This window comes from Pseudoalteromonas luteoviolacea H33-S (genome assembly GCF_001625695.1).
GTDB classification, from domain to species: Bacteria; Pseudomonadota; Gammaproteobacteria; order Enterobacterales; family Alteromonadaceae; genus Pseudoalteromonas; species Pseudoalteromonas luteoviolacea_B.
This window is the reverse complement of sequence record NZ_AUXY01000122.1, coordinates 256,714-282,638: the sequence shown is the minus strand read 5'-3', so window position 1 is coordinate 282,638 and position 25,925 is coordinate 256,714. Positions and strand designations below refer to the sequence as shown.

Annotated in this window: 21 protein-coding genes; 13 read left to right on the top strand and 8 right to left on the bottom strand. The window is 43.1% G+C overall.

Features of this window, described 5'->3' with window-relative positions:
* Positions 1–2: 2 nt before the first annotated feature.
* Positions 3–764, top strand: a complete 762-nt coding sequence (locus N477_RS23605; protein WP_063361327.1) for a TIGR04219 family outer membrane beta-barrel protein — start codon at positions 3–5, stop codon at positions 762–764.
* Positions 765–840: 76 nt separating this feature from the next.
* Here N477_RS23605 and N477_RS23600 read toward each other — a convergent pair whose 3' ends face one another.
* Positions 841–1,710 carry a TIGR03899 family protein gene (locus N477_RS23600; protein WP_063361328.1) on the bottom strand — a complete coding sequence of 290 codons (870 nt, stop codon included), beginning with the start codon at positions 1,708–1,710 and terminating at the stop codon, positions 841–843.
* A complete protein-coding gene (locus N477_RS23595) occupies positions 1,700–2,239 on the bottom strand; it encodes a hypothetical protein (RefSeq protein ID WP_063361329.1) in 540 nt (179 codons plus the stop codon). The genes N477_RS23600 and N477_RS23595 overlap by 11 nt, the downstream gene beginning before the upstream one ends.
* A 182-nt stretch (positions 2,240–2,421) precedes the next feature.
* On the opposite strand from N477_RS23595, the gene N477_RS23590 reads away from it, so the two are divergent.
* Both N477_RS23590 and N477_RS23585 read left to right on the top strand, forming a co-directional pair.
* The gene (locus N477_RS23590) at positions 2,422–4,620 is read left to right on the top strand and encodes an EAL domain-containing protein (protein ID WP_063361330.1); all 2,199 of its coding nucleotides are present in this window, start codon (positions 2,422–2,424) and stop codon (positions 4,618–4,620) included.
* Between the two features lie 236 nt (positions 4,621–4,856).
* The gene (locus tag N477_RS23585) at positions 4,857–7,070 is read left to right on the top strand and encodes a YgiQ family radical SAM protein (protein ID WP_063361331.1); all 2,214 of its coding nucleotides are present in this window, start codon (positions 4,857–4,859) and stop codon (positions 7,068–7,070) included.
* An 80-nt stretch (positions 7,071–7,150) separates the two neighbouring features.
* Here the strand turns inward: N477_RS23585 and N477_RS23580 are convergent, their stop codons facing one another.
* The 3 genes from N477_RS23580 to coaBC form a co-directional block, all read right to left on the bottom strand.
* A complete protein-coding gene (locus N477_RS23580) occupies positions 7,151–9,904 on the bottom strand; it encodes a prolyl oligopeptidase family serine peptidase (RefSeq protein WP_063361332.1) in 2,754 nt (917 codons plus the stop codon).
* 118 nt (positions 9,905–10,022) lie between these two features.
* Complete coding sequence (slmA, locus tag N477_RS23575; protein ID WP_063361333.1) at positions 10,023–10,610, bottom strand: nucleoid occlusion factor SlmA; 588 nt, start codon at positions 10,608–10,610, stop codon at positions 10,023–10,025.
* A gap of 121 nt (positions 10,611–10,731) precedes the next feature.
* A complete protein-coding gene (gene coaBC, locus N477_RS23570; RefSeq protein WP_063361334.1) occupies positions 10,732–11,931 on the bottom strand; it encodes a bifunctional phosphopantothenoylcysteine decarboxylase/phosphopantothenate--cysteine ligase CoaBC in 1,200 nt (399 codons plus the stop codon).
* A gap of 172 nt (positions 11,932–12,103) precedes the next feature.
* Here coaBC and radC point away from each other — a divergent pair, with 172 nt between their 5' ends.
* The 3 genes from radC to rpmG all read left to right on the top strand — a co-directional run bounded on the left by radC (position 12,104) and on the right by rpmG (position 13,459).
* A complete protein-coding gene (gene radC / locus N477_RS23565; protein WP_063361335.1) occupies positions 12,104–12,778 on the top strand; it encodes a RadC family protein in 675 nt (224 codons plus the stop codon).
* Positions 12,779–13,055: 277 nt separating this feature from the next.
* A complete protein-coding gene (gene rpmB, locus N477_RS23560; protein ID WP_023397288.1) occupies positions 13,056–13,292 on the top strand; it encodes a 50S ribosomal protein L28 in 237 nt (78 codons plus the stop codon).
* Between the two features lie 11 nt (positions 13,293–13,303).
* Positions 13,304–13,459, top strand: a complete 156-nt coding sequence (gene rpmG / locus N477_RS23555; protein ID WP_005493124.1) for a 50S ribosomal protein L33 — start codon at positions 13,304–13,306, stop codon at positions 13,457–13,459.
* Between the two features lie 134 nt (positions 13,460–13,593).
* Here rpmG and N477_RS23550 read toward each other — a convergent pair whose 3' ends face one another.
* On the bottom strand, positions 13,594–14,514 hold the full coding sequence (locus N477_RS23550) for a manganese-dependent inorganic pyrophosphatase (RefSeq protein WP_063361336.1): 921 nt from the start codon (positions 14,512–14,514) through the stop codon (positions 13,594–13,596).
* Positions 14,515–14,722: 208 nt separating this feature from the next.
* Here N477_RS23550 and N477_RS23545 point away from each other — a divergent pair, with 208 nt between their 5' ends.
* Both N477_RS23545 and mutM read left to right on the top strand, forming a co-directional pair.
* The gene (locus N477_RS23545) at positions 14,723–15,214 is read left to right on the top strand and encodes a hypothetical protein (protein WP_063361337.1); all 492 of its coding nucleotides are present in this window, start codon (positions 14,723–14,725) and stop codon (positions 15,212–15,214) included.
* Positions 15,215–15,216: 2 nt separating this feature from the next.
* Positions 15,217–16,026, top strand: a complete 810-nt coding sequence (gene mutM, locus N477_RS23540) for a bifunctional DNA-formamidopyrimidine glycosylase/DNA-(apurinic or apyrimidinic site) lyase (protein WP_063361338.1) — start codon at positions 15,217–15,219, stop codon at positions 16,024–16,026.
* A 7-nt stretch (positions 16,027–16,033) separates the two neighbouring features.
* On the opposite strand, the gene N477_RS23535 is transcribed toward mutM, so the two are convergent.
* Positions 16,034–17,161, bottom strand: coding sequence for a M20 family metallopeptidase (locus N477_RS23535; RefSeq protein WP_063361339.1), 1,128 nt, complete (start codon positions 17,159–17,161; stop codon positions 16,034–16,036).
* Between the two features lie 179 nt (positions 17,162–17,340).
* On the opposite strand from N477_RS23535, the gene N477_RS23530 reads away from it, so the two are divergent.
* The 5 genes from N477_RS23530 (at position 17,341) to N477_RS23510 (ending at position 25,073) form a co-directional block, all read left to right on the top strand.
* The gene (locus N477_RS23530; RefSeq protein WP_063361340.1) at positions 17,341–18,288 is read left to right on the top strand and encodes an ATP-grasp domain-containing protein; all 948 of its coding nucleotides are present in this window, start codon (positions 17,341–17,343) and stop codon (positions 18,286–18,288) included.
* A 4-nt stretch (positions 18,289–18,292) separates the two neighbouring features.
* Positions 18,293–19,672: an ATP-grasp domain-containing protein gene (locus N477_RS23525; RefSeq protein ID WP_063361341.1), complete on the top strand. Its 1,380-nt coding sequence runs from the start codon at positions 18,293–18,295 to the stop codon at positions 19,670–19,672.
* 74 nt (positions 19,673–19,746) lie between these two features.
* Positions 19,747–22,332: a M14 family zinc carboxypeptidase gene (locus N477_RS23520; RefSeq protein ID WP_063361342.1), complete on the top strand. Its 2,586-nt coding sequence runs from the start codon at positions 19,747–19,749 to the stop codon at positions 22,330–22,332.
* Between the two features lie 531 nt (positions 22,333–22,863).
* A complete protein-coding gene (locus tag N477_RS23515; protein ID WP_063361343.1) occupies positions 22,864–23,478 on the top strand; it encodes a trimeric intracellular cation channel family protein in 615 nt (204 codons plus the stop codon).
* A gap of 83 nt (positions 23,479–23,561) precedes the next feature.
* Complete coding sequence (locus N477_RS23510; protein ID WP_063361344.1) at positions 23,562–25,073, top strand: YifB family Mg chelatase-like AAA ATPase; 1,512 nt, start codon at positions 23,562–23,564, stop codon at positions 25,071–25,073.
* Here N477_RS23510 and N477_RS23505 read toward each other — a convergent pair.
* Positions 25,070–25,774, bottom strand: coding sequence for a response regulator transcription factor (locus N477_RS23505; RefSeq protein ID WP_063361345.1), 705 nt, complete (start codon positions 25,772–25,774; stop codon positions 25,070–25,072). The genes N477_RS23510 and N477_RS23505 overlap by 4 nt on opposite strands.
* Positions 25,775–25,925 lie beyond the last annotated feature (151 nt).

Genomic DNA, 25,925 nt, shown 5'->3' with positions numbered 1-25,925 from the left:
AAATGAAAAAGTATTGTTTAGCGGCAGCGTTGTCTCTGGCTTGCCTTACACCTGCAGCACATGCTGATACTTTATTAGGTTTATACTTAGGAGCCGAAGGGTGGCAAAATGATCCTGAAGGTAGCTTTGCAGAAAAAGGTAACCTTCAATCATTTGATTTTGAAGATGAGACATTTTCAAGCTTTTACGCTGCCCTTGAACACCCTGTTCCACTAGTACCTAATGTAAAACTGAAATACACTGAGCTTGAGCTGGTGGGTAGTACAACATTAACGGATACGTTTGAGTTTGGTGATAGTAACTTCACAGTGGGTACACAAGCTAATACTGTCGCCGATTTAAATCACATTGATTATATTTTTTACTACGAGTTGTTTGATAACGATCTTGTTTCATTTGATTTTGGTATCAATGCCAAGCAGTTTGATGCAGATGTAGTTGTTACCGGTGATGTTAACGGCTCTCAAGTAACTGAAACTGTTGATTTCTCTGGCTTTGTACCATTGGGTTATTTACGAGCAGAAGTAGGGTTACCATTAACTGGACTGAGTGTGTTTGCCGAAGGCAGCTTGCTGGCGATTGATGACAGCAAAATCCAAGATTATCAAATTGGTGTTGCTTGGGAATTTATCGATAACTTAGCTGTAGATGTTGCAGTCAGAGCTGGATATCGCTCTCTAGTACTAGAGCTAGATGATATCGATGACTTCGACTCTGATATCGATGCGTCAGGTCCATTTGCGGGTTTACAAGTGCATTTCTAATCCACTTGGCAGTTTGACTGTTTTTTTGAATAGCCCTGAAGCGATAGTGTGCTGCGGGGCTATTTTGTTTTATGTGCTACTCAAAGGTGAGCGTAAACTCGTCCTCTAAAGTTTTGTTGAGTAGTTGACGGTATGTTTTATTGACAGGTGTATTGATAAGTTTTTTAAGCTCATCCCCCGTTTGTGTGAGTTTATAGTAACTCAAGACCAATTCATTGCTTTTAGCTTCAAAGTTCACTTTTTGGTTTTGATAAACGAGAGTGAGTGACTGACCTTTTTGCAAGCTGGATGACTCGATTTCTTGGCGATACATCAGGTTGATATCCATCAATGTAAGGATATGCGGGAAGCTTAAACCTGCTTGTGCTAAATTAATTGTTTCGGTACTGCCTTTTCTTAATAAATCTAGTAACGAAGGTTTTTTATAGTACCCAAGAATAATTAGGTAGCTGTCTTCTTTTTCTAAATACCCACATAGTGAGGCACACTTTTGCAGGGCTTCTGCCTCTCGCTGTGTCATTAACTTGAGCGTTTGCAGGCTTTTAATTGAAAATGTTCCCGGCGCAATGGATTCTCCAACAAGTATTTTTGCCCATAGTTTTTGCATCGTTTGATTGGCAATATCTTCAGCTAACGAAATAAAATGTTCTAGCCAATCTGGATCCGGTCTTCCGCGGCTTGTCACATCAGGACAAAGAGATAAAGACATACCCATTACGGCTTCAATATTTTGTTGACGCTGTATTTTTTGAAGTTGCTGCCTTTTTAAGGCTCTTTTGAGTGTGCCGTGCTCACTTTTGACAAAAAAGCTATTTTGCTGAGTTGGGCCAGAAGCAAAACGTCCATTTGTTACAGCTGGTTTTGCGTGCTTTATCATGGCATAGCCAAGCTTTTCTTCTATGAGCAAGGCTAAACTAGAGCGGGCTTGGGCACTTTTAATCGTCATTATTATCTCGACCCATTGTTTGTAATTGAAGTTGGGAGTTCATTTCATTGATGGCAGTTTGTATGATTTTTTCTAAATAATACTTAGTGAGTAACGCATTCAAACCACCAATAATGGGAGAAAGTACTTCTCCGTGGATCACTATCGAGATGAACTGCGTGTTAGGTTGCAAATATATACGCATCTTCGCTTGGTGTTCTTCATGAAACCTTAAGTGATATTGCAGTTCCAGCTCTTTCTTTTCTACCAAAGTTGCGTCAACTCTGCCGCCAGAGTGATTAAAAGCAACAAACCCACCTACTTTTTCTTCATTTTGCATCGACAGTAATTGTATTTTACTCGACTTTAATACACTTATTGCCTGTACCCAGTTTCTTGTTGATAGCATGAATTTTATTGCATGCGGATGATTTTGAGCAATTGGCTCAGTGACTGTAATTCGGTATGTAGTGGGCAGTATGTTGACGATGATGAGGCTGATCAGCACACTAAAAGTAATGGCTTTTAAGATTGTTTGAATTACCTGCACTTGATCTCCCTCGACGTTTTATTTGCGTCTTAACTGAGCGCAAGTATTTGAACATCGTCTATAATATTACTTGGGTGTTAATGAATGTAGAACACGATAGTAAAAACCTATCATATTTTATAAGATGAAATATAGAAAAAGCTGCTCTTGCAGAATTGATGTGGTTAAGCATAAGGTGGATGATGGCGTCTGAGCAAGAAGATTTTCTGTTTGCAGATCAAGAGGTTTCCCATGATACCCAAGAAGATGAAAAGGGCTTTTGGGAAGTTTTGGTTGTGGACGATGATCCTGAAATACATTCAGTGACAAAGCTCGCTTTGTCTGGGGTTGAATTTTGGGGAAAAACGTTACGCTTTCATCATGCCTATTCAGGAAAAGAAGCCGTTGCCTCGATCAAGAACTTATCTGAAGTATGTGTCTTACTACTTGATGTTGTCATGGAAAGCGATGATGCAGGCTTGAACGTGGTTAAGCAAGTTCGTGAAGAGATAGGCAACCACGCAGTACGGATCATATTACGTACTGGTCAACCTGGATATGCGCCAGAAGAGAAAGTAATCAGAGAATACGACATTAATGATTATAAAATGAAGACCGAGCTTACCCGCGGTAAGTTGGTGACGTCATTGATGACTGCAATTCGTTCTTATCAACAAATTTGTGAACTAGAACAGCAAAGCGTGGCTTTGGCAAACATATTAGATGCCTCTCAGGCTATTCTCGGCCACACAGATATGGTTTCGTTTGGCAAGGCGGTGGTTCAGCAGTTAGCTAAGATAATCGGCGCCCATGAAAGCGGACTGGTGGCAGGTATCACCAATGGATCTCGCGTCATTATTTTTGGTGGTACAGATCACTACGAAGAATTTATCGGGCAAGGGCTTGAGCAGCTCGATAACGGCAGAGTGATTATGCAAGTGCAAAACTGCTTTGACCGTGAAGTGCACCAACATACAGACCACGATATTACGTTTTTATTAGAAGGAAAAAGCAGAAAAGCAGCAATTTTCGTTGAGATTGAACAGCCACCGTCGGCTTCTCAGCTGCAATTTGCTGAGATATTTTTAACCAATGTCGGTGTGGGTGTTGACAACATAAAGCTGATCAATGAGCTGCGAGATGTTGCATATAAAGATGCACTTACACGGTTGCCCAACAGGGCTAATTTTGTTGACCTAATCGCGCAGTTTTATCAACCAGGTAGTGACGATTTAGTTTTTGTACTGCTTGATATTGCACAGTTTTCTGATATCAACAATGGCTTGGGTCAGGAAGTAGGTAACTTGCTTTTGCTCGCGGTAAAAGAGCGGCTTAGTCTTGAGTTTCCAAAAAGTCAGTTATTATCACGTATTGGCGCCGATGTATTTGGCTTATTATTACCAAGTCAGTTATTTGATGAGCAGGGTTTTGTAGATACCATCACAGTGCCTTATCAAGTGGGTGAGCATGTATTAACCATGCATTTTCATATTGGTGTTTGCCGTCAAGCAGACTTTCATCACCTAGGTTTAGAAACGCTAAAGTTGGCCTACATAGCGCTGAATCAAGCAAAGCAAGCGAATAAGATTTTAGATTGGTACACGCCAGACTTAGAAGAAAAAATGGCCTGGCGACTTGGTTTGATCCGCCAACTTAGACAAGACTTTGAAATGAACAAACTAGAAGTTTGGTATCAGCCACAGTTTAGTTTAGAGACCAATAAAGTGATTGGCTGCGAAGCTTTGCTTCGTTGGCCATCAGGTAACGGCGATTATATTTCCCCAGGCATTTTTGTCCCTCTAGCCGAGGACTCTGGACTCATTGTTGATATTGGCCAGTGGGTGTTGGAGCAAGCATGTAAGTTACAACACCAGCTGAGTGCCCAGAACATAGATATTAGCGTGGCGGTGAACGTGTCAGTGCCACAATTCAAAGTGAATAACTACGCTGAGCAAGTAAAAAATACAATCGCCCACTACCAAGTCTCCCCTGAAAAAATAGAATTAGAAGTGACAGAAAGCGTAGTCATGGATGAAGTTAAAACGGTGATTGAGACGTTAGGAGAATTAAAGTCTTTTGGTGTTGAAGTGGCAATAGATGATTTTGGTACTGGGTTTTCATCGCTAAGTTATTTACAACAGCTGCCGCTTGCACGTTTAAAAATTGATCGCGCATTTGTTAAAGATATTCCTGATTCAGATAGCGGAGCAATTGCTGATCTGGTCATTTCATTAGGCCGTCATTTAGGTTTAAAAACAATTGCTGAAGGGGTGGAAACGCAGCAACAAGCTGATGTACTTAAAAAGTTGGGTTGTGATGAAGTACAGGGGTTTTTATTGGCAAAGCCCATGCCTAAAGATGAGTTATTAGTGTTTTTAAATGCCACTGACAGCGATAAATGAATAGCATAAAGTAAATCTTGCTCATGTCTCTAATACACAGATAGCTGTCTCGCATTCCCACCGAAAAAGATGATAACTTTGCCAAAATCGTAATTTTATTCCGTTTTTTAATTTATATTAGATTAATAATTACAGTGATTTAGGCTTTTTAGCTCATACTTTCACCATCTATAGTACGGTATAGCGTGCCGCTGAGGTATAATAGTAACCTTGCAAATTATTTGAGCCGTCACTCTATGAATACATCAAAGGTCTCCGGGTTAAAAGCGGAACGTTCGCTTTTCTCATATCCTAAATACTGGGCTGAATGCTTTGGCCCAGCCCCATTTTTACCAACTTGCCGTGCTGAAATGGATGCTTTAGGGTGGGACAGTTGTGACATCATCATTGTTACAGGTGACGCATATGTCGATCACCCAAGCTTTGGTATGGCGGTGATAGGTCGAGTACTAGAGGCGCAGGGCTTCAGAGTAGGGATTATTGCGCAGCCGGATTGGTCAGATAAAACAGCCTTCGAGTCACTGGGTAAGCCAAACTTATTTTTTGGTGTGACAGCTGGCAATATGGACTCTATGATCAATCGTTACACTGCTGAGAAGCGGATCCGCCATGATGATGCTTATACACCTGGTAATATCGGTGGTAAACGTCCTGATAGAGCCGTGGTTGTATACAGTCAACGCTGCCGTGAAGCATATAAAGGTGTACCAGTTGTGATTGGTGGTATTGAGGCCAGCTTACGTCGTATTGCACATTATGATTACTGGCAGGAAAAAGTACGTCGAAGTGTTATCTTTGATGCCAAAGCGGATATCTTGATTTACGGTAATGCTGAACGCCCATTGGTAGAAGTGGCACATCGTATTGCCAACGGCGAGACCATTGACACAATTCAAGATGTGCGAGGCACCGCGGTTATTCGTAAGACGCCAATTGAAGGTTGGCGAGGCAGCGATTCAACTGCCATTGATAAAGTAGGGAAGATAGACCCTATTCCAAATCCATATGGTGCCGATGATATGGGGTGTAGCAAGTCCGAATTTGCCAAAGCGGGTATTGATTTAAAAAGTGAGGCGGCAAAGCCTATTACGGTTCAGCCGCCAAGGTTGAAACCGTGGGAAAAGGTATATGTGAAGCTGCCTGCTTTTGAGCAAGTGAGTGTGAATAAGCCATTATATGCCCATGCTTCGCGTATCTTGCACCAAGAAACAAACCCAGGGTGTGCCAGAGCACTATTCCAACGTCATGGAGATCGCTCAGTCTGGGTAAACCCACCTGCATTTCCGCTAGAAACAGAAGAAATGGATCATGTATTTGGACTGCCTTATCAACGTATTCCACACCCAGCTTATGGCGATGACAAGATCCCAGCCTATGACATGATCAAAACCTCAGTCAACATTATGCGGGGCTGCTTTGGGGGCTGTAGTTTCTGCTCGATCACTGAGCATGAAGGTCGAATTATTCAAAGCCGTTCAGAAGAGTCTATTATTGAAGAAATAGAACAGATCAGAGATAAAGTACCGGGCTTTACTGGGGTGATTTCTGATTTAGGTGGCCCGACTGCAAACATGTATAAACTGCGTTGTAAGAGTAAAAAAGCGGAAAGCACCTGCCGTCGTTTATCGTGTGTGTATCCTGACATTTGTAAGCACATGGACACAGATCACACCCCGACAATAGAACTGTATCGCAAAGCACGAGATGTTGAAGGGGTTAAAAAGATCTTGATAGCGTCAGGCGTTCGCTATGACTTGGCGATTGAAGATCCGCGTTATGTCAAAGAGCTGGTATCCCACCATGTTGGCGGCTACTTAAAAATTGCACCTGAGCATACTGAAAGTGGCCCGCTGTCGAAGATGATGAAGCCTGGTATGGGCACCTATGATAAGTTCAAAGAGTTATTTGATAAGTACTCAAAAGAGGCAGGCAAAAAGCAATACTTGATACCTTACTTTATTTCTGCGCATCCAGGCACAACGGATGAAGATATGGTGAATATGGCGCTGTGGTTGAAAGCACATGACTTTAAGTTAGATCAGGTACAAAATTTTTATCCATCGCCTATGGCCAACGCAACCACGATTTACCACACTGAAATGAACTCTTTGCGCAACATCAAAAACAACCATGAGGAAGTGCCGGTACCAAAAGGCGCGCGTCAGCGTCGTCTGCATAAAGCCATTTTACGTTATCATGACCCTGCGGGCTGGCCACAGATCCGTGAAGCGCTGAAAAACATGGGTAAAGCACACTTAATCGGTCGAGGACCTGAGTGCTTGGTGCCTGATGAAAACACGCGAGGTAGACAAGCGGGCTCAGGGCAAAAGCGCGGCAATAAAGCACTGACAAAGCACACTGGGTTTAGCCAGTTCAATCAATCGAATACGAAACCTAGGGTCGGTAAAAATAAACGCAAGCCCAACAAGAGTAAGCCAACACATCATTAAAATAAAAAAGCCGCTCAGTGCGGCTTTTTTTATGACGTTTGACCTGTCCTAAATGGCGTTGATACTACAATTAGACGGTATCAATCTTCAGGGCGATAGGCTTTGCCTGATGTGATCCACTCAGGTGCAGGCATACCACGTAAGTAGTGGTCAAAATACTCCATCATGCGCACGGAGAAATCCACTTGATTCGGGAACTGTTTCAAGTGATGTGGTTCACCTTCATATTGTAAGAAGATGGCGTCTTTATTATGGCGTCGCAGTGCTAAGTAGTATTGGATACCTTCTTGCCATGGTACCGCGCCATCTTTGTCTCCAAACATCAGTAGAATCGGCGTATTCACCTTATCTGCAAAAAATACCGGCGAGTTCTCAATGTATAGCTCAGGCGCTTCTGTCAACGTTTTACCAATTCGACTTTGCCCTGTTTCATACTGGAACTGACGAGCAAGGCCTGACTTTAAACGTATGCCGCTATATGCAGAAGTCATGTTTGATACAGGTGCCCCAGACACGACGGCTTTGAACATATCTGTTTGTGTCACAGCATAAGCGCTTTGATAGCCGGCCCAAGAGTGACCTTGTAAACCAATTTTATCTTTGTCAGCAACGCCCATATCAATCAGCTTTTGCGCTGCATTAATCAAGGTTTGTGTTGATGATGGTCCCGGTTTGCCAATTTCAAAGCGAATATCTGGTAAAAATACCGCGTAACCGTTGGACGTGAACATTGGGAAATTAGGTCTGTGGTTGAGTTCCATTTTAGGGAAGTCATACATGCGTTGACTCATGTATCGATAGAAATAAATAACCACAGGGAGCTTTTGACCTGGTTTATAATCAGCAGGTTTAATGAGCACGCCTTGCAGGTTTTCGCCATTGTAGCCTTTATATTGAACTAGTTCAGGTTTTTGACCCCACGCAAAATTACTCACCTGAGGGTTAAGATTTGTAATTTGTTGAGCTTGTGTGAATTGGCTATCTGTTTGCCAATAATCAGGAAACTGGTGATAGCTTTGCTGGGTAAAAATTAGCTTATCAGCATGCTTTGCTTTTTTCACCAGATCAAATCGGGTTTTCCCTTTTAGTACTGTTTCTAGTTTACCGGTTTCAAGATTTAGCTTAGCAATATGCGTTTGCTTATTTTGTAAGTTATGGGCAGATAAAAAGAGCGTATCGTCTTTTGCAAAGCCGACCTGCTTTTTATCTAGTTTGATCACACGATATTGAGTGTTGGTTTCTTTTCCTGACGTTAAGCGCTTAGCTTTGCCTGTCGCGCTATCAAAAGCCCAGATATCATATTTACTGTATGCATATAAGGTGCTGCCATCTTGTTGCCATCCAGCAAAGCCATAACCCGGATTTGGTTCTGGGTAATCATGCTGGTCATCCGCGAAAATCGCTTGGCGAACAGCTTGGCTGACCGCGTTTTCCTTTTGTTGATGTAAGTCTTTTAGCCAAATTTGGTCGTTAAGAAAATAAGCAGCATGTCGTCCCGTTGGAGACAGTGAAGGCAAGTTTGGCGAGTCTTTAACGATATAGCCTTTTGCACCCGTACTGACTTTGACCGCATAGTAATCGGCATAAAAGCCCTTATACATGATTTTTTCTAGGTAAGGCTGGTCATTTTTACCTAGCAAGAAATCGGCTTCAGTATTGAGGGTGACATCGCGCACCGTTTCATCAGCCAGCTGAACAACCTTTTGCGACTCTATATGATAAACCGCTTGGTACTGACGCTCTCGGTTGGTTTTTTTCCACGTATTTTGCTCGCGGGTCTTAATTTCAGGGTCATTGTTGTGCCAAATTTGTAGCCCAGATTGTTGGCGAATGGTATTAAAGTCTCTCAAAGAGGCGCTATCATCATATTTGAGTTCTTCTAACTTATCGCTCAGCAGTGGGCGATTTTCAAAATAAAGTCGTTCACCTTGCTCTGACCATTCGAGGTTTGCCGTTTTTGAACTATACCAGCTAGCTGGATTTTCTATGGTATTTAGTTTGTCTGTGTTAGCGTCCCAAAGCGTCACTTCGTAGCTACGACGTCGTTTATCTTCGTTGACATAGTTACCAAGATTGAATGCCACAATACTTGAATACGGATGCCATGCTATGGCGCTGACGGTAACGCCTGGCTCACTAAATAAAGGACTGGCTGTATTGTTTGTTAAGTCTAGATACTGAACTTGATTATTGGCACCGGTTTCATCATGTTGACTGAATAGCACACCATATTCAGCAGGGCTCATGCCATAGTTAACGACATTATCAAAGCGTTGTGTTTGGCTTGTTGATAAATCGACAACTACCAATGTCAGTGGCTTATCTTTTTTATCAGCAGTGATTTTAGGGGCGTCAGTGCTTTGCGTTGCGTCTTTTGACTCTGTTTTTTTATCTTCGCGATAGGCTAACCAGCGGCCATCATCACTGAGTTGATAGTCTTTAACATGGTCGTAGCGTTGTTGCTTTCCTGTTTGCGTATTTACAAGTACCAGATTGTTTTTTAGTGCTTTTTTTTCTTTTTTACTGGCAGTTTCCAACGCTAGCAAAGTAGGAGTTTGAATAAACGCAGCCCAAGTAGCCGATTTATTCAAATGTGCTTTTGTACCACGTTCAACAGTCGCGAGCAGCTTATTCGTAGCTAGGTTATATACTTGTCCCTGTGCATTTCCTCGATAAGGCTTTGCACTGAATGCGAGCACTTTGCCATCTTCAGCTAATTGTGTGCCTTGGGCATATTTGAAGTCAAAAACATCGGAGAATTCGAGTTGGGCTTTGTTGGCCATTACTTGACCAGAAAACAAAGCCGCTGCGATAAGCGAATAAGTATACTTCATGATTCTGTCTATTTTATTTATTGAGTGTGTCTTTGTAACACTTTTAATGCTTAAACAAAATCATGGTGCGTTATGTGGAAGTGAAAAAGCGTTAGAAGCGGTTGGGTACCGCTTCTAGTTACAACCAAATACGCTGTAGTTCTTGCCAATGATTGGTGAAAGTTGCAGTGGGTTTGGCTTTAAAATCACTGCGAACGAATTGATTCATTTTGCCTTCAACATGCGCTAAAAATAAATTGGCGAGTGCCGCTTCATCACTGTTAAATGCTTTGCCTTCTCTGAGCTTTCTTTCTCTTAATACTTGCTTGAATTGTGTTTCAAGTTTTTCGAATAGGCTTTGCACACGCTCTCTTAAACGTTCCTGCTCACCTTGCAGTGCATCACCGGTTAAAATACGTGTGATACCGGGGTTTTTCTCAGAGAAGGTCAGCAGTAAGTGAAGAATGTTATAAATGCGACTTTGCGTATCTTTTTCATTTTCTAAGATGATATTGATCCGCGAAAGTAACGTGTCTTCTATAAATTCAATTAACCCTTCAAACATTCTCGCTTTACTTGGAAAATGACGGTATAAAGCGGCTTCAGAAACGCCTACTTCCGCTGCGAGCTTGGCAGTTGTGATCCTTTGACCTGGGCTAGTTTCAAGCATTTGCGCAAGAGATTGAAGAATTTGCTCTTTGCGATTACTGCGTTTAGTCGCTGGCATGAACTTTCCTTTAATAATTATCGTTATTATGGTCTGTATGGTGTATTTTTATTAGGTCCATACTTGATAAAGACCTATGTTAATGTTTTATTCAGCTTCTTTCCAGCCTTTTAACACTAGGTCAACTAAGTTTACCAGCAATTGCTTTAATGACAGTAAGTGCTAACTCAGTTTTGCTAGATGTTGGCAATGTACGTTGCTCATTTTCCCAAAACAAGGTTAAGGCATTGTTATCTGAGTTAAAACCAAGACCTTCTTGTGAAACATCATTGGCACAAATCATATCTAGGTTTTTATTTTTCAATTTTCCCTGTGCGTATTGTTGGATGTCTTGCGTTTCAGCCGCAAAACCAACGGTATAAGGGCGTTTATCCTGTAAAGCCGCCACCGACGCGATAATATCAGGGTTCTTGACAAGGGTAAGTGTCATTTCATCGCCTTGCTTTTTGATTTTTTGGTCAGCAATATCTGCGGCGCGGTAATCTGCAACGGCTGCACACCCAATGAAGATATCTGACAGCGGTGCTAGCTTGAGCGCAGCGTCATGCATTTCAGAGGCACTGCTAACAGAAGTGAGATTCACATCCTGTGGTGCTGCGATATTAACGGGCCCTGAAATTAAATTGACCGTAGCGCCCAGTGCAAGTGCTGCCTGTGCTAATGCATAACCCATCTTACCCGAACTATGATTAGTGATATAACGCACGGGATCGAGTGCTTCACGAGTGGGTCCTGCGGTAATAGTTACGGTGCGGCCATCGAGTAGTTTTGGTGCTGGTTTGAGTGTTGTAATGCAATGCGCTAGTAGCTCCATAGGTTCCAGCATACGTCCTTTACCGACATCACCACATGCTTGCTCACCACTACCAGGGCCCCATATGGCCACGCCATAAGTTGATAAGGTTGTTAAGTTTTTTTGTGTCGCTGGGTGTGCATACATTTGCTGATTCATTGCTGGCGCAATCGCGACTTTAGCAGGTGTAGCAAGCACTAAAGTTGTCAGCAGATCATCAGCAATGCCATTGGCCATCTTAGCGATTGTATTACACGTCGCAGGAGCGATTAATATCAAATCAGCCCATTTGGCAAACTCAATATGCCCCATTGCAGCTTCAGCTTGTGGATCGAGTAAGGAGTCTGATACAGGCTCACCGGAAACAGCTTGCATGGTTAGCGGGGTAATAAAGTGCTTTGCCGAGTCTGTCATCACCACTTTGACTTCGCAATGCTGCTCTTTTAAGCGTCTTACAAGTTCTGCGCATTTATATGCAGCAATGCCACCACTTATTCCCAATACTATTTTTTTGCCAGCTAAGTTCATCTTCACATTTCCACAGCTTAAACTGGGCTAAAGATATCACAGCCGTTAGGTTGTTTTGAATCATACAGTGCATTACTGCGTAAATAAGCTAACTTTGAGCGTTTTTTTTATCAGCTGGCATGTTACATAGAGACCAAAGATTAAAGAATGAGCATTGTTATAAGGAGAGAACATGCAGCTTACTCAATTACCTAAACATATCAGACCAAGGGAGAAATTGCTGAATGAGGGGCCAGGTGCGCTCAGTGATGCCGAGCTTTTGGCTATTTTTCTTCGCACTGGTGTAAGTGGCATGAATGCGATTGAACTCGCAGATTCTTTATTGCAACAATGCGAGTCACTGCAGCATTTATTTAATGCTTCGCAGGCTGAGTTTGTCGCGCTAAAAGGAGTCGGGGAGGCTAAATATGTACAATTTCAGGCCGTTTTGGAGCTTTGCAAGCGATATTTAAAAGAAGGATGCAAGCGCGAATATAAGTTTGAAAGCCCGGCAATGGTCCACAATTATTTGAGCATGCAATTAAAGGGCTTGGAGCATGAGGTCTTTATGGTGTTATATCTGGATAGCCAACATCAACTCATTAATGATGAAATATTGTTTCGAGGTACGATTAATTCTGCTTCAGTGTATCCAAGAGAAGTGGTTAAAGCTGCGTTAAAACACAATGCCGCAGCAATTATTTTTGCCCATAATCACCCATCAGGTGTGAGTGAACCAAGCCATGCAGATAAAATTTTGACAGAGAAACTACAAAAAGCTTTAGCATTAATGGATATCAAAGTCTTAGATCACCTCATTGTTGCGGGAAATCGTTGTGTTTCATTTGCCGATATGGGCCTACTATGAGCTTTTATTGAGCATTTTTAGGCTGCAAACCGTTATTTCGCTTAAATTTTATAAAATAGTTTAATTTAAATGCAGTTTTTACTTTCCACAGGGGCCTATGATCATTATAATTGGCCGCTATCAAATTTTACCCATGAGCTGACTAGGATACCATCAGGTCCTTGATCTCTGCCTGCAGATGCTGTATAAAGAGCGCCCTTTGTTTTTACCCGGGGCACACCAGTGTAAGGCCTAAGGGGAAATTAAGCTCGAGCGAAGTTATTGGAGATACATAGACATGTCTAAAGTCTGTCAAGTTACAGGTAAGCGCCCGGTTGTTGGTAACAACCGTTCACACGCGCGCAACGCAACTAAGCGTCGTTTCCTACCTAACCTACAAACACACCGTTTCTGGGTTGAAAGTGAAAAGCGTTTCGTTACTCTACGTACTACTACTAAAGGTATGCGTATTATTGATAAAAAAGGCATCGACGCGGTATTAGTAGATATCCGTGCTCGCGGCGAAAAAGTATAAGGAGCTAAATCATGCGTGATAAGATCCGTTTAGTTTCAACTGCTGGTACTGGTTATTTCTACACTACCGACAAGAACAAGCGTAACATGCCTGAAAAAATGGAGATCAAAAAGTACGATCCTAAAGTACGTAAGCACGTGATCTTCAAAGAAGCAAAAATCAAGTAATTTTGCTTTGAGATTTGAAAAACCCAGTCTTGCACTGGGTTTTTTGTTGTCTGAATTTTATCAATTGAAATTGTTGAAAGTTAGGCATAAAAAAACCGAAGCATAAGCTTCGGTTTTTTATTACCAATCTGCGATTAAGCAAATGCATCCTGAAGTGGTGGTACTACTTGCTTTTTACGGCTTAGTACACCATCAAGCCAAACGCGGCTTTGCTCAGGCGCTTGACCATAGGCTTTTTCGATAATGCCTTCATCGTTTGATGCAATTAGCATTTGCGAGCCTTCTTTCATGATATCCGTAAGAAGCAGTAGTACTGAGTGACGACCACCTTCTTCTTTTAGTTTTGCGATATCTGCTTCTAGGTCTGCTTTGATTTCGTCAAATACAGACAGGTCGATGACTTCTAGCTGACCGATACCAACTAGGTTGCCGTTCATGTTAAAGTCTTTAAAGTCACGCATTACAAGATCGCGAGCAGGCGTGCCTTCAACCGCTGATTTCACTTTGAACATTTCCATGCCAAATGCTTTGAAGTCTTCGATACCAGCAATCTCTGCCAGTACTTCAACACATTTGATATCTGCTGTTGTACATGTCGGTGATTTGAAAATAACCGTGTCAGATAAAATCGCGCCTAACATCAGGCCTGCGATGTCCTTAGGAATTTCAACACCGTAAAAGTCATACATCATCTTGATGATGGTGTTACTACAACCAACTGGACGGATCCAACACTCAAGTGGCGTTGAAGTGGTTAAATCACCTAATTTATGGTGATCAACAACACCAACAACGGTTGCTTCGTCAATGTCATCAGGTGCTTGCGTTTTTTCAGTGTGATCAACGATATACACTTCTTCACCTGCATAGCTTAATTTAAGCTCTGGGGCTTCGAAGCCAAAGCGATCTAAAATAAACTGTGTTTCTGGTGATATATCACCTAAACGAGTAGGAATTGCTTCTTCACCAATTTGGTTTTTAAGGTAAGACAGTGCAATTGCACCACAAATTGAATCAGAATCAGGGATTTTATGACCCACTACATACATTGCCATTGACGGACTCCTAAAAAATTTTGTCGCTTATTTTAGCAAAAATTAATCAGATTAATACAGTGTCAGACTGGTTTTGGACCTAGAAAATAGTCTAAGCTGCGATTGTGAAATGAAAAATAGGCCAGTAAATTAAAGTACAGCTCGGCTTCTTGGCAATGTATAGTATTATGATCTAATTAATCTTCTTGTAAGTATCTATGGGGCCAGTATGGGGTTAAGTCGCAAAGCCTGGAATAATGTGGTGATTTTTTCCATGTTGATCATGATTTTTTTTCTTAATGGGCTGCATCATAAACTCAACCCTCAACAAACTGAATTTGAACGAGTTATGGTCTTGCCCGAACAAAGCTTTGTGTTGGCAATGGCCTACCCCGGCGTCAAAATCGAGCGTATTGGCACAACGTGGCGTATTGATAATAAACTGATTGAACCCGCGCAAGACGAGTATAGTGAGCAGGATCTTGTGCGCATAGTTCAGCAATGGCAAAGCCTAGAATTACAAACGGTCGCACCACAGCAGTTTAATCCAGACTCTGCTATTTCGGTGGTGACTTTTTGGTTAGCGGGGGAGGAGTTGCCGCTGAGTTATCAACTATATCGAACGCAAGAAGTTTACTTCCTGTTTGCTAAACGCCAGCAGCAGTGGTTAGAGCTCAGCGCGGATACCGCCAAACAATTATTTAAACCAATAGAAATTTAGTTATGCCAGAATTACCAGAAGTTGAAGTTAGTCGTTTAGGTATTGAGCCTCATATCAAGGGGCGGACGGTTGAAGAAGTTCGTATTCACAACGGTCGCTTGCGTTGGCCCGTGCCTGAAGAAGTCGCCCATTTGGCGCACACTGCCATTTTGGCTGTTAAGCGCAGAGCCAAGTATTTATTATTAGAAAGCGAGGCTGGGACCGGTATTTTGCATTTGGGCATGTCAGGCAATTTACGGGTTGTTGAAAAAAGCGAGCCCTTAAAAAAACATGATCATGTTGAGATACTTTTTGATAATGGGCTTGCGTTGCGACTCAATGATCCGCGTCGGTTTGGTGCATTTTTATGGCAGGAACCGGATCAGCAGCATAGTTGCTTTGCTAAATTAGGCCCAGAGCCTTTAACCGACCATTTTGATGCGAATCATTTATACCAAGCCAGTCGTGGTAAAAAAGTCGCGGTGAAGCAGTTTATTATGGATAACCATGTGGTGGTTGGGGTCGGCAATATTTACGCCAATGAGTCTTTGTTCAAAGCGGGGATCCACCCAAAACGTGAAGCCGGTAAAATTTCTTTGGCACGGTATCAAAAGCTGACACCAATTATTAAAGAAACGCTGGCTGCTGCAATTGAGCAAGGCGGCACAACGTTAAAAGATTTTGCCCAAAGCGACGGTAAACCGGGTTATTTTGCACAAGAATTGCTGGTCTATGGCCGTAAAGGCGAGCCGTGCGTGCAATGCGAGACCATTTTACAAGAGAGCAGGTTAGGTCAGCGCAGCACAGTCTACTGTACTAAGTGCCAGCGCTGACAATAGCTTACGCTTGATGTGCGGCTGGTGCCGCGATGCTTGCTCTATAGCATAGCTCAGATAATATGGCGGTTACCTGCTCGATGCGTAGCTCAAAACTTGATTTGAGCGCGCGTTCGTTACGCGTATGGTCGCCATCTCCGTAGGGGCCAAAGCCATCTAATGTTGGCGTGCCTGTGGCTGAGGCCGTATTAGCATCAGAGACGCCGCCACGGTGCTCGATAGGTTGAGCTTCTCCTAAAATGTCGTTAATTTCCTCAAGTAGCGCTTGTTGTGCCTGTGTCGGTGCCATCACGCCGCGTTGCAAGCCGCCCTGTACATCCACTTCTACACCCGTGATCTCTATGGCCATACAAATGTTTTCAATGCCTTCTAGCAGTCTTTGTTGTTCGGGATGATTGGTAAAGCGCGCTTCAACTTGCATTGTCGCTTTGCCCGATATGGTGTTGGCGCCTATGCCGCCTTGTACCTTGCCTACGTTCACTGTGCTACCCGCTTTAAGGTCAGTGAGTGAGCTCATCTCTAATAACATATTGGCCATGGCAAAGTTGGCGTCAATACCGTCTCTATAGTGATTACCAGCATGGGCCGGTTTACCAGTCACGGTGATATGGTAGGTCGCGATACCTTTTCGTGCGACAACGAGTTCATGTTCTTTCCCGGCAGCTTCAAAGACGAAACACGCATCATATTGCTTGGCAATTTTGGTGGTCAATGATTGGCTATCATCGCTGCCAATTTCTTCATCGCTCACTAGTAGCCAATCGATATTCGCGAGTTGCCCATATTGCTGTTTAAGACGCCTTAGTGCGTTCAGTGCAACCCAATTTCCTCCTTTCATGTCACAGACACCTGGGCCGTAGACGTAATATTCGTCTTCAGAAAACTCGGTGAAGGTGCTCTTGGGGAAAACCGTATCGAGATGGCCTAGTAATAATATGCGTTTACCTGAGCTTCGAGGTGAGCGAAACAGTAAGTGATCGCCAATGTGTTCACGTTGGTAGCGAGTGAGTGAAAAGCCAAGAGGCTCTATCAGCGCAATCATTTGCTCACCGTGTTTATCCACACCAAGTTTATTTTTACTGTGCGAGTTACAGCGTATTAAGTCTGCTAATTCTGCATAGTCCAGATTCATCCTAATCTTCTCCCTATGAAGGTTTGGCTCATCGTGGCGTTTTTCGGTTGCAGTTCGGTGAAGCTTTTATGAACAGTTTTCAGTTCAGTAAAAGGATCAAAAATTTGTCATACAGATGGTCTTAACTAGTAAGGCAAGGCTCTGTTTATGCACCTATTTTTAAACCAAGGAGATACTTTATGACAGCCGTATCGCGGGCGCCGCATGTCGGGATTTGGATGTACGAAAATGGCGGGGGAAAAGAAATCGAACAACAGTTGGTTCACGCATTAGCCGAGCGTGGGATCTTAGCGAGTACAGGTCTAAATCTGCGTGATGCCAGAGCGCGAGATGGTGAGATTGAATGTAACGGTGTGGCAATGGAGCAGTTAGATGCCTTTTTAAGTTACAACGCGGGCCAGCAAACACAATATCAGCTTTATTTATACGAAACGCTCAACGAAACAATTCCAACGTTGAATAACTATCGTGCTTTTGCACTGGCTGAAGATAAGTTTCGCACCTCACACTTGCTCAATAGTCATGGGATATGTACGCCTGATTACCGCTTATGCCACAAAAATGACATGAATGGCTTACGTGCAGCGCTACAAGATTTTGGCGGTAAGCTTGTATATAAACCCACTGATGGGTGGGGCGGCGTCGGCATTGTAAAAATTGAAGGTGAGCAGGCATTGGATATGATCATGCCATTTTTGAGTCGTACAGATTTACGCTATTTCTATGTGGAGCGCTTCATTAATTACGACAATACAGATTATCGCGTCGATATTGTTGATGGTCAGTTTGTCGGTTGTTATGGCAGAAAAGCCCCAAAAGATGATTGGAAAACGAATGTCACCAGTGGCGGCAGTGTATTTGTGCGTGAAGCGAATGATGAGGTGGTGGAGCTCGCAATAAAGGCAACTAAAGCCTTGGGGCTTGAGATAGCGGGGGTTGATCTCATTTATGACCGAGAAAAAGAACAGTACGTGGTGTTAGAGGTCAATACAATTCCTGCTTTTGCCACTCCAGAGCAAGAGCAACTAGGACTGACATTTAATCAAGCTAAAATCCAAGCTATGGTGGGTTTGATTGAAAAAACAGTGGTTAATAAAACATCATTTCAATCTGCCAAGGTGGCCTAATCTTATGCAAAACAAAACACAACTACCTAAAATTGGCTTGCTCTATTTGGACTATGTACTGCGCTTTTTTGATAAGTCTAATTTTAAAGGTTGGCCCGATAAAATTGAAACTGTGGTTTATCACTGGGGTAACGATAAAGCACGCTTTATTGCTGAAGTGAAGCGTAAAAAAATTGAGGTATTGATCGGTAATATTCCGGCAACGGCCTATGAAACATTTAGAGAGATCGCGCGCGCTTTACCTGAGGTTAGATTTTTGCCCTCACTAGACAGTCAGTTCTCCAATAAGTCTAAAGAAAACGTTACCCATTTTTGCCGTAAATATAAGCTGCCTGCGCCGCATACAGAAATATTCTACATTCCTGAAAGGGCACAGCAGTATTTGGCAAATGCACAGTATCCTAAAATTATTAAGCGCTCATATGGGCCTTCTAATTATGGTGGGTATTTTGTCCATAAAGTAGATAGTGCTGAGGAAGCACAGGCTCTGCTGAGTGAGAAAAAGTACTATCCTCTCTACATTCAAGACTTTGTGCCAATGGAGGCGGATATTCGCGTGATGCTAATTGGCCATAAACCGGTATGTGCGTTTTGGCGCAGGCCCCCCGAAGGTGAGTGGTTAACGAATACCAGCCAAGGCGGGAGTATGGACTACCAAGCTGTGCCGAAATCAGTATTGAAGCTGGCAACGGCCGCATCTAGAGCGGCCAATGCGGAATATTGGGCATGTGATATTGCATTGGGTAAAGATGGCAAATTGCGCATTTTAGAATGTGCAACGGCCTTTGCAGCATTTCCTTATATCCGAGATTGGATCGGTCAATACTTGATGTGGCTGCTCTCTAGTGGTTATTTCAGAAAGCCGAACATCCCGCTATACAATTGGGAAGAGCTTGGCAAAATAGACGCGCGTTTATTGCGTACCATGCGCCATATCGGTTTTTCTCAGTACACGCCAAGCCAAGACTGTGGTGAGGTGTTCCAGCAATTTGATGAGCAATCTTTTCCTATTTTAGGTACAGATTTCAAGCTTGGAGAAGAGTGGCCAAGTGAAATTTGGAATCTGCAAGATAACTTTGTGCTTGGCGCGCAGGCTGTTGCCGCCAAAGCGATGCAGCCAATTCCAGCCAGTGATGAGTTAGCTGAAGATCTTAATAACTATGACGCGCCCCAGTTTGATGAAGCTCAAGTGAGGGCACTGTTGAGTCAGGTGCGTGGTGTGGGTGAAAAGATGGTTGATGACATTATGACGACTTTTGGTGCACATGGTGTCGTTGAAGCGCTCAATACCGACCCTCAAAAGCTATGCGTGGTGAAAAACCTCAAAGATAAAAAATTAGAGAAGATAGTCGAGCATTGGCAAAACCATGCAGGCCAAATCTAATTGAACCAAAGAGATCCTTCTAGTGACGGGGGCTTCGCCGCCGTCTGTTTCTGCCCTAAGAGTAAATCTGTGCTATGAAAATTCAATATGCTTCCTATCAAGACACCATCGACGCCTTGCAAAATGCAATGAGCGAACACCCACATTTAATTCGCCTTCAAAGCATTGGCAAAACATGGGAGGGACGACCGATCATGTTGGTAACGGTGTCTTTAGATGTGACCTATGCGGATGATAAGCCTGCTTTGTTGTATACCGGTTCTATTCATGCCAGAGAGTGGATAGGAAATGAATTGGCACTTAAATTTATTCACTATATTACTGAAAACTATCGCTTTAACCCAAAATTGCAAACAGCGTTAACCCGCAATACCTTGTATATGGTTCCTTGCCTAAATCCAGATGGCTTTGAATATTCGCGAAATCATTTTTCATTTTGGCGAAAGAACCGTCGTAATAATGGCGATGGCACTTATGGTGTCGACTTGAATCGTAATTTTGATGCCAAATTTATGCGTAATCAAAATACCGGCTCAAACACTTATGGCGGTCCACATGCTTTTTCAGAGCCTGAAACCTGTGCGATCCGAGATTTTGTTGAGCAACATGACAATATCCGCATCGCACTAGATTATCACTCACAGGGGAATGTGTTTTTCCCTGCGCATAAGTTTAACCATGAAGTAGAAATCGAAGGAGCTGATCTTAATATTTTGTGCGCCAACATGAATCACGAGATCAAAAAAGTCACGGGCAGACAATATGGGATCCATCGCGGTAAGCCGCCAGCTCAGTTAATTCATGGCAGTGGTCGCGAATATTATTACCGCAAGGGGATCATTGCCACTGTGGTTGAGGTAGGGACGAGGAATATTCCCGATTATATGAAGAATATGTCAGAAAGCGTTGCGGAAAATATTCCGGCGATTGTGCACGCGTTGAGTGAAGCGATAAATTACTCGCCCCTTGCCCCTGACCGTGTTGCTGATTTTACGATTAAGGCGGTTGATCACGAGGGCGTTGAGCTTGAGTGGCAATATGAAAATAGAGACGATATTTATTTTGAGTTATATCGCAGCGAAAGTAATAAAAGTCCCTGTGGTGAAGAAAGTCTAATCGCCATTACCAAGTCTTTATCGTTTAGAGACTCACAGCTGCGCAGTGGGCAAAGCTATTTTTATAATATTCGCGCGGTGGATAAAGTCACCAAAATTAAATCACCATTTAGCCCAGAGCTTAGGCTAAAAACGCATTTAGCGCGACATCAAAGCGCACGAACGCTATTTCCCGCAAAAGAGTATGTAGGGTATTTGAGCGAACATTATTTGTCTAAAAACAAAGAGCACTTTGGTTATAACTCAATGTTTATTGGGGTCGATAAGAAACGAGGGGTGAGTCTTGGCGTAGTACAGTTTGATTTAAGCAGTCTCCCCGTTGGCGCTAATATTGAACGCGCTGAATTTTCGCTTTACCCGATGAACCGAGTGGCGGCGAAAATTGAGCAATATGGCGAATGGTCAGTGGCCATTATTGACCCAAATGAGATTGCAGATATCTATGATTATCAAGCTGTCAGTGAAGCCAAGCCGCTGCATACGTTAGGGCAAACTTTTGAGTCAGATAAGATGACGCAAGGGATCTGGATGAAGTGGCAGCTCAATGGAGTAGAGCGCACCTTATTAAATTCGTTGATTGCACAGAAAAGTTTATTGCTGCGTTTGCAAGGCCCTAAAACGCTGCCTATCGGCAATGACTCTCAAGTGATGCAATTTGACATTGGCTATGGCCCTTTCGGCAGCGGCTTGCATTATCGTCCCAATTTGGAGTTGGTTTATCAGGTCCCTGAGCAACAGCTCACTTTGGCACCCACTCGTTGTAATACCATTTATAGAGACGCAGTTGTTGCCGATAGGCTTGCCTCTGGTTTTGATGAGCAAGGAGAAATTGTTTATGGGCAAATGGCGTTTGCTTTAAATGCCGATTTGCCTGTCGAAAAAACCGTGTTTACGCAAGCATGTTTGACACTGCGCAGTTGTAACAGTATTGCCAGTGCCAAGGATGTTCGCTTTACGATTGAACTGGTAGAGCTGCAAGATGAAGATTTTCAGGCGGTTAAGCAGCGGCAGAAAATAGAGTACATTGGCTATGAAGTGAGTAATGAACAGTTGCGTGAACGTGCAGAGCATCATTTTATATTTGATAGCTATAGTTTACAGGCGCTAGAGCGCTTGCATCAGGCTCATACGCCTTTTTACTTTATTATTCGTGCAACCTCCGAATCACAAGCGACCAATGCTCTGGTTAATTGGACCGCATGTCAGGATCAACATCCTGCACAGCTTAAAATTAACTATATATCACGGCGTAAACAAGCGGTGTCTGCACCACGAAACCTCTCTGCTCAAACAGAAGGGGGAGTGGTGAAGTTAATGTGGGAGAATCCTGAGGATGACGATTTTGTCGGTTGCTTTGTGGTGCGCAATCGCTTTCATCCGCCGCGCTCACCATTTGACGGCGTCAAATTATACGGCGGCAAAGATGCATATACATTAGATAATTTTGGTAATGCAAAGCTCAGTAAATATTATGCCGTGTTTAGCTATGATGATGTTCCAAACTATTCAGAGCCCGTTACTTTGTATTTTTGCGCAGAGGAATAACAACCAAATTGATGCCGGAGAAGTATGCTCTCCGGCTGTTGCAATGCGATAGCTTAACAAGCTGAATTAAATGCAAAATTAATTATTTTATTTATCTAATCTATACATCCATGTTTTTCATAAGGTATTAATTTTATTATTTTTTTGAATTATTTAACTGTTTTTTTGGCAAGAAAAATTCCCAAGACCCCTGCTAATTTTGTCGCCAGTAAGCGAGGTGAGGTCAACACCAAGTGTGTGATTTTTAAATGTAACTGCGTGAGCTGAAACGCAGCACTCGCTTGCTGAGAGTATCACTCTTCCCTATTTTTAATTGATTGTACAGGTTTTAGGGCGAATGGTATGGGAACGGGAGGGTGGCCAAACTGTCCGTAATTGGGTGACCCATTTTATGTTCGATCAAGGCAATGGATTGCTAAGATAAGAGTGATACGCATGGAGGCTTTACTGAATGAAGCGGTTTTTATACTTGGCGCGTATTGATGATGTCAGTTACCATTTAGGTTTTACTGTTATTGATGATAAGCGCGTATGACTGAACTATATCACTGGTTTGACTTACTGGGTGTTATGGTCTTTGCCATTTCAGGTACTTTGTTGGCACATCGTAAGCATATGGATGGTTTTGGTGTGGTGGTGCTGGCAACAGTAACCGGCATTGGGGGTGGCACAATGCGGGATGTGATTTTAGATACTCCGGTGTTTTGGCTCCATGATAGTAGCTATTTTATTGCTATTTTTAGTGCGGTAATTTTATGTATTTGGTGGCTGAATCGACAAAAAGTAGTACCAAAACAGCGTCTGTTGGTTGCGGATGCATTCGGACTGGCATTTTTTGCTGTGATGGGCATGCAAAAAGCAATGAGCTTGGCAATGCCGGATACTACGGTAATTATTATGGGTGTGTTAACAGGGTGCTTTGGTGGCGTGATCCGAGATGTGCTCGCTGATGAGATGCCTATGCTGTTAAAAGGCGAGCTATATGCTATTACCTGCATTATCGGTGGGATTATCTATACTCAGCTAACGCACTTTGGTGTGTCCCTAGAAGTGACTATGGTGGTGTCTATGCTGACTATCTTGTTGTTACGTCTTGCGGCAATTCGATGGAATTTGGTGCTACATGTTTTTAAATATAAATCTTAGGCTTACTTTTAGTGTCACTGTAATGGCAGTGGGGTAAATCGACTTTCAATTAGGTTGCCCATCAATCAAATGTGAGACAATGGATGTCATTAGCAAAAATCTATACACGTGCACAAGTGGGAGTGGATGCGCCGCTTGTCACGGTTGAAGTTCATCTAAGCAATGGTTTACCTGCCTTTAATATTGTTGGCTTACCGGAAGCATCCGTTAAAGAATCTAAGGAGCGAGTGCGCTGCGCATTAGCCCATTGTCACTTTTTATTTCCTGAGCAACGTATTACCGTTAATTTGGCCCCAGCAGATTTACCAAAGCAAGGGGGAAGGTATGACTTGGCCATTGCGATTGGTATTATCGTGGCGTCTGGGCAGCTAAATCACACTCAAACAGAGGGTTATGAATTTTACGGTGAGCTTGCACTGACAGGCGAGATCCGTGAGGTGACGGCGATTATTCCCGCTTTAATTGCGGCGGCGAGGGTTTCGCGTTGTTGTTATATTCCTAAAGCGAATAAAATGATGGCCAGCTTGGTATCAAGGGGGGCACGCAAGTCTGTCACGAGCTTGAAAGATGTATGGCTGGATTTAGGTGGTCAGCAAGCGCTGCCTTTTGATGAGCATATTGCGTGTACTGATGAAGAGCAATTTAGCGCCCATATTGATATGAATGAAGTCAAAGGCCAAGCGGTTGCAAAGCGCGTGTTAGAAATTGCAGCAGCAGGTGGACACAATGTTTTATTCTTGGGTCCGCCTGGTACTGGAAAATCTATGTTAGCTCAGCGTATGCCTACAATTATGCCGCCTATGCAAATTGATCAGGCGTTGGAAACCGCGTCGGTTTATTCTCTCATAGGTAAAAATATTGACCCATCTCAATGGCGCCAACGGCCCTTTCGCTCTCCACACCACACCTGCTCTGCTGTCGCTTTAGTCGGCGGATCATCTACGCCTAAACCTGGAGAGATTTCTCTGGCACACAATGGCATTTTATTTTTGGATGAACTGCCCGAGTATGAACGCAAAGTTTTAGACTCTTTAAGAGAACCTATGGAAACGGGCATGGTTAATATCTCCAGAGCAGCCCAGCAAGTGGACTTTCCTGCACGATTTCAACTTATCGCGGCGCTCAACCCAAGTCCTACAGGGTGTCACAACGATAAGCGTTCCACACCGGAACAAGTGCTGCGCTATTTGAGTAAGGTATCAGGTCCCTTTATCGATCGCATTGACTTACAAATTGAATTACCAAGATTAAGTACGGCTGAACTGCAATCAAAAGCAGAAGCTGAGAGTAGTGCCTGTATTCGTGGGCGGGTTGAGCAAGCGCGGTTGGTTGCGCTTAACCGTCAAGGTAAAGACAATGCGCAGCTTTCAAGCAAAGAGTTAGACAGGCATTGTGAGTTATTGGATGGGGTTGCAGAGTATTTAGCAAAAGCGACTGAAAAACTCCAACTATCGCCACGCTCTTATCATAGGGTGGTTAAAGTAGCGCGAACCATTGCCGATCTGAACAGACATCAAGATATTAAGCTCACTGACTTAAAAGAGGCGCTCAGCTATCGTGCATTTGAGCGCCTGCTTTCACAACTGACGCGTTAAGTGGACAGCATATATCCTTTACCACGCACAGTGACGATGCGTTTTTGATCTTTTTCGTCACCCAGCTTTTTACGAAGCCTGCCAATTAATACATCCACGGTACGATCGCTTGGGCTCCAATCTGGCTGGCCAATATCCTCAGAGATCTTTGCGCGAGAGGTGGCTTTACCCGCATTGGCAATGAGACAGATAAGTACCTTATGTTCTGCTTCAGTGAGTCGCGCTTCATCGCCGTTTGGGTTGATCAAAGTACGGTTGTCAGGGTGCAATTTGAAGTCTGCATATTCGATGAACTCTTCGGATTCATCTTCATTGCGTGCGCCTGCCAAACGCTTGTAAAGGGCGCGCATACGCAATTCAAGTTCTAATAAATCGACCGGTTTACAGACATAGTCGTCAGCACCTTGCGCTAAACCTGCTATGCGGTCTGCTTGCGAATCACGGCTAGACAACATAATGACACCGAGATCGGTTAATGTATTAAGTTCCTTAGCGAGTTGCAGGCCGTCGGTGGCTGGCAATACTATATCAATGATAGCCATCATAAATGGCGTGCCTTTTTGGGCATGCTCCTGCACGTGCTCTAGGGTTCGAGCACCGGTATTATCAACAGTGATATGAAACTCCGTTTGTGCAAAGTGACTTTCGACTCTTTTAGTCAGTAACTCATCGTCCTCGACTAACAATACGTTTATGCTCATGGTCTCGAAACTTATTCAATAATTAATCTTTATCTTAGCACCGAGAATTCTCGGCTGAGAACCCTAAGTTATCTATTTTTATATAAAAACTCTAATGAAATACGACAGTAATTTGTATGCTATTTAGTCACTTTTTAAAAATAATGAAATA

Excerpts from the sequence above, each read along its gene's own strand:
- N477_RS23590 (WP_063361330.1), top strand. The coding sequence starts at position 2,422 with ATGGCGTCTGAGCAAGAAGATTTTCTGTTTGCAGATCAAGAGGTTTCC.
- N477_RS23525 (WP_063361341.1), top strand. The coding sequence starts at position 18,293 with ATGCAAAACAAAACACAACTACCTAAAATTGGCTTGCTCTATTTGGAC.
- N477_RS23530 (WP_063361340.1), top strand. The coding sequence starts at position 17,341 with ATGACAGCCGTATCGCGGGCGCCGCATGTCGGGATTTGGATGTACGAA.
- mutM (WP_063361338.1), top strand. The coding sequence starts at position 15,217 with ATGCCAGAATTACCAGAAGTTGAAGTTAGTCGTTTAGGTATTGAGCCT.
- N477_RS23600 (WP_063361328.1), bottom strand. The coding sequence starts at position 1,710 with ATGACGATTAAAAGTGCCCAAGCCCGCTCTAGTTTAGCCTTGCTCATA.
- radC (WP_063361335.1), top strand. The coding sequence starts at position 12,104 with ATGCAGCTTACTCAATTACCTAAACATATCAGACCAAGGGAGAAATTG.
- N477_RS23585 (WP_063361331.1), top strand. The coding sequence starts at position 4,857 with ATGAATACATCAAAGGTCTCCGGGTTAAAAGCGGAACGTTCGCTTTTC.
- N477_RS23505 (WP_063361345.1), bottom strand. The coding sequence starts at position 25,774 with ATGAGCATAAACGTATTGTTAGTCGAGGACGATGAGTTACTGACTAAA.
- N477_RS23550 (WP_063361336.1), bottom strand. The coding sequence starts at position 14,514 with ATGGCAATGTATGTAGTGGGTCATAAAATCCCTGATTCTGATTCAATT.
- rpmB (WP_023397288.1), top strand. The coding sequence starts at position 13,056 with ATGTCTAAAGTCTGTCAAGTTACAGGTAAGCGCCCGGTTGTTGGTAAC.
- N477_RS23510 (WP_063361344.1), top strand. The coding sequence starts at position 23,562 with ATGTCATTAGCAAAAATCTATACACGTGCACAAGTGGGAGTGGATGCG.
- N477_RS23545 (WP_063361337.1), top strand. The coding sequence starts at position 14,723 with ATGGGGTTAAGTCGCAAAGCCTGGAATAATGTGGTGATTTTTTCCATG.
- coaBC (WP_063361334.1), bottom strand. The coding sequence starts at position 11,931 with ATGAACTTAGCTGGCAAAAAAATAGTATTGGGAATAAGTGGTGGCATT.
- N477_RS23520 (WP_063361342.1), top strand. The coding sequence starts at position 19,747 with ATGAAAATTCAATATGCTTCCTATCAAGACACCATCGACGCCTTGCAA.
- N477_RS23605 (WP_063361327.1), top strand. The coding sequence starts at position 3 with ATGAAAAAGTATTGTTTAGCGGCAGCGTTGTCTCTGGCTTGCCTTACA.
- N477_RS23515 (WP_063361343.1), top strand. The coding sequence starts at position 22,864 with ATGACTGAACTATATCACTGGTTTGACTTACTGGGTGTTATGGTCTTT.
- slmA (WP_063361333.1), bottom strand. The coding sequence starts at position 10,610 with ATGCCAGCGACTAAACGCAGTAATCGCAAAGAGCAAATTCTTCAATCT.
- N477_RS23580 (WP_063361332.1), bottom strand. The coding sequence starts at position 9,904 with ATGAAGTATACTTATTCGCTTATCGCAGCGGCTTTGTTTTCTGGTCAA.
- N477_RS23535 (WP_063361339.1), bottom strand. The coding sequence starts at position 17,161 with ATGAATCTGGACTATGCAGAATTAGCAGACTTAATACGCTGTAACTCG.
- rpmG (WP_005493124.1), top strand. The coding sequence starts at position 13,304 with ATGCGTGATAAGATCCGTTTAGTTTCAACTGCTGGTACTGGTTATTTC.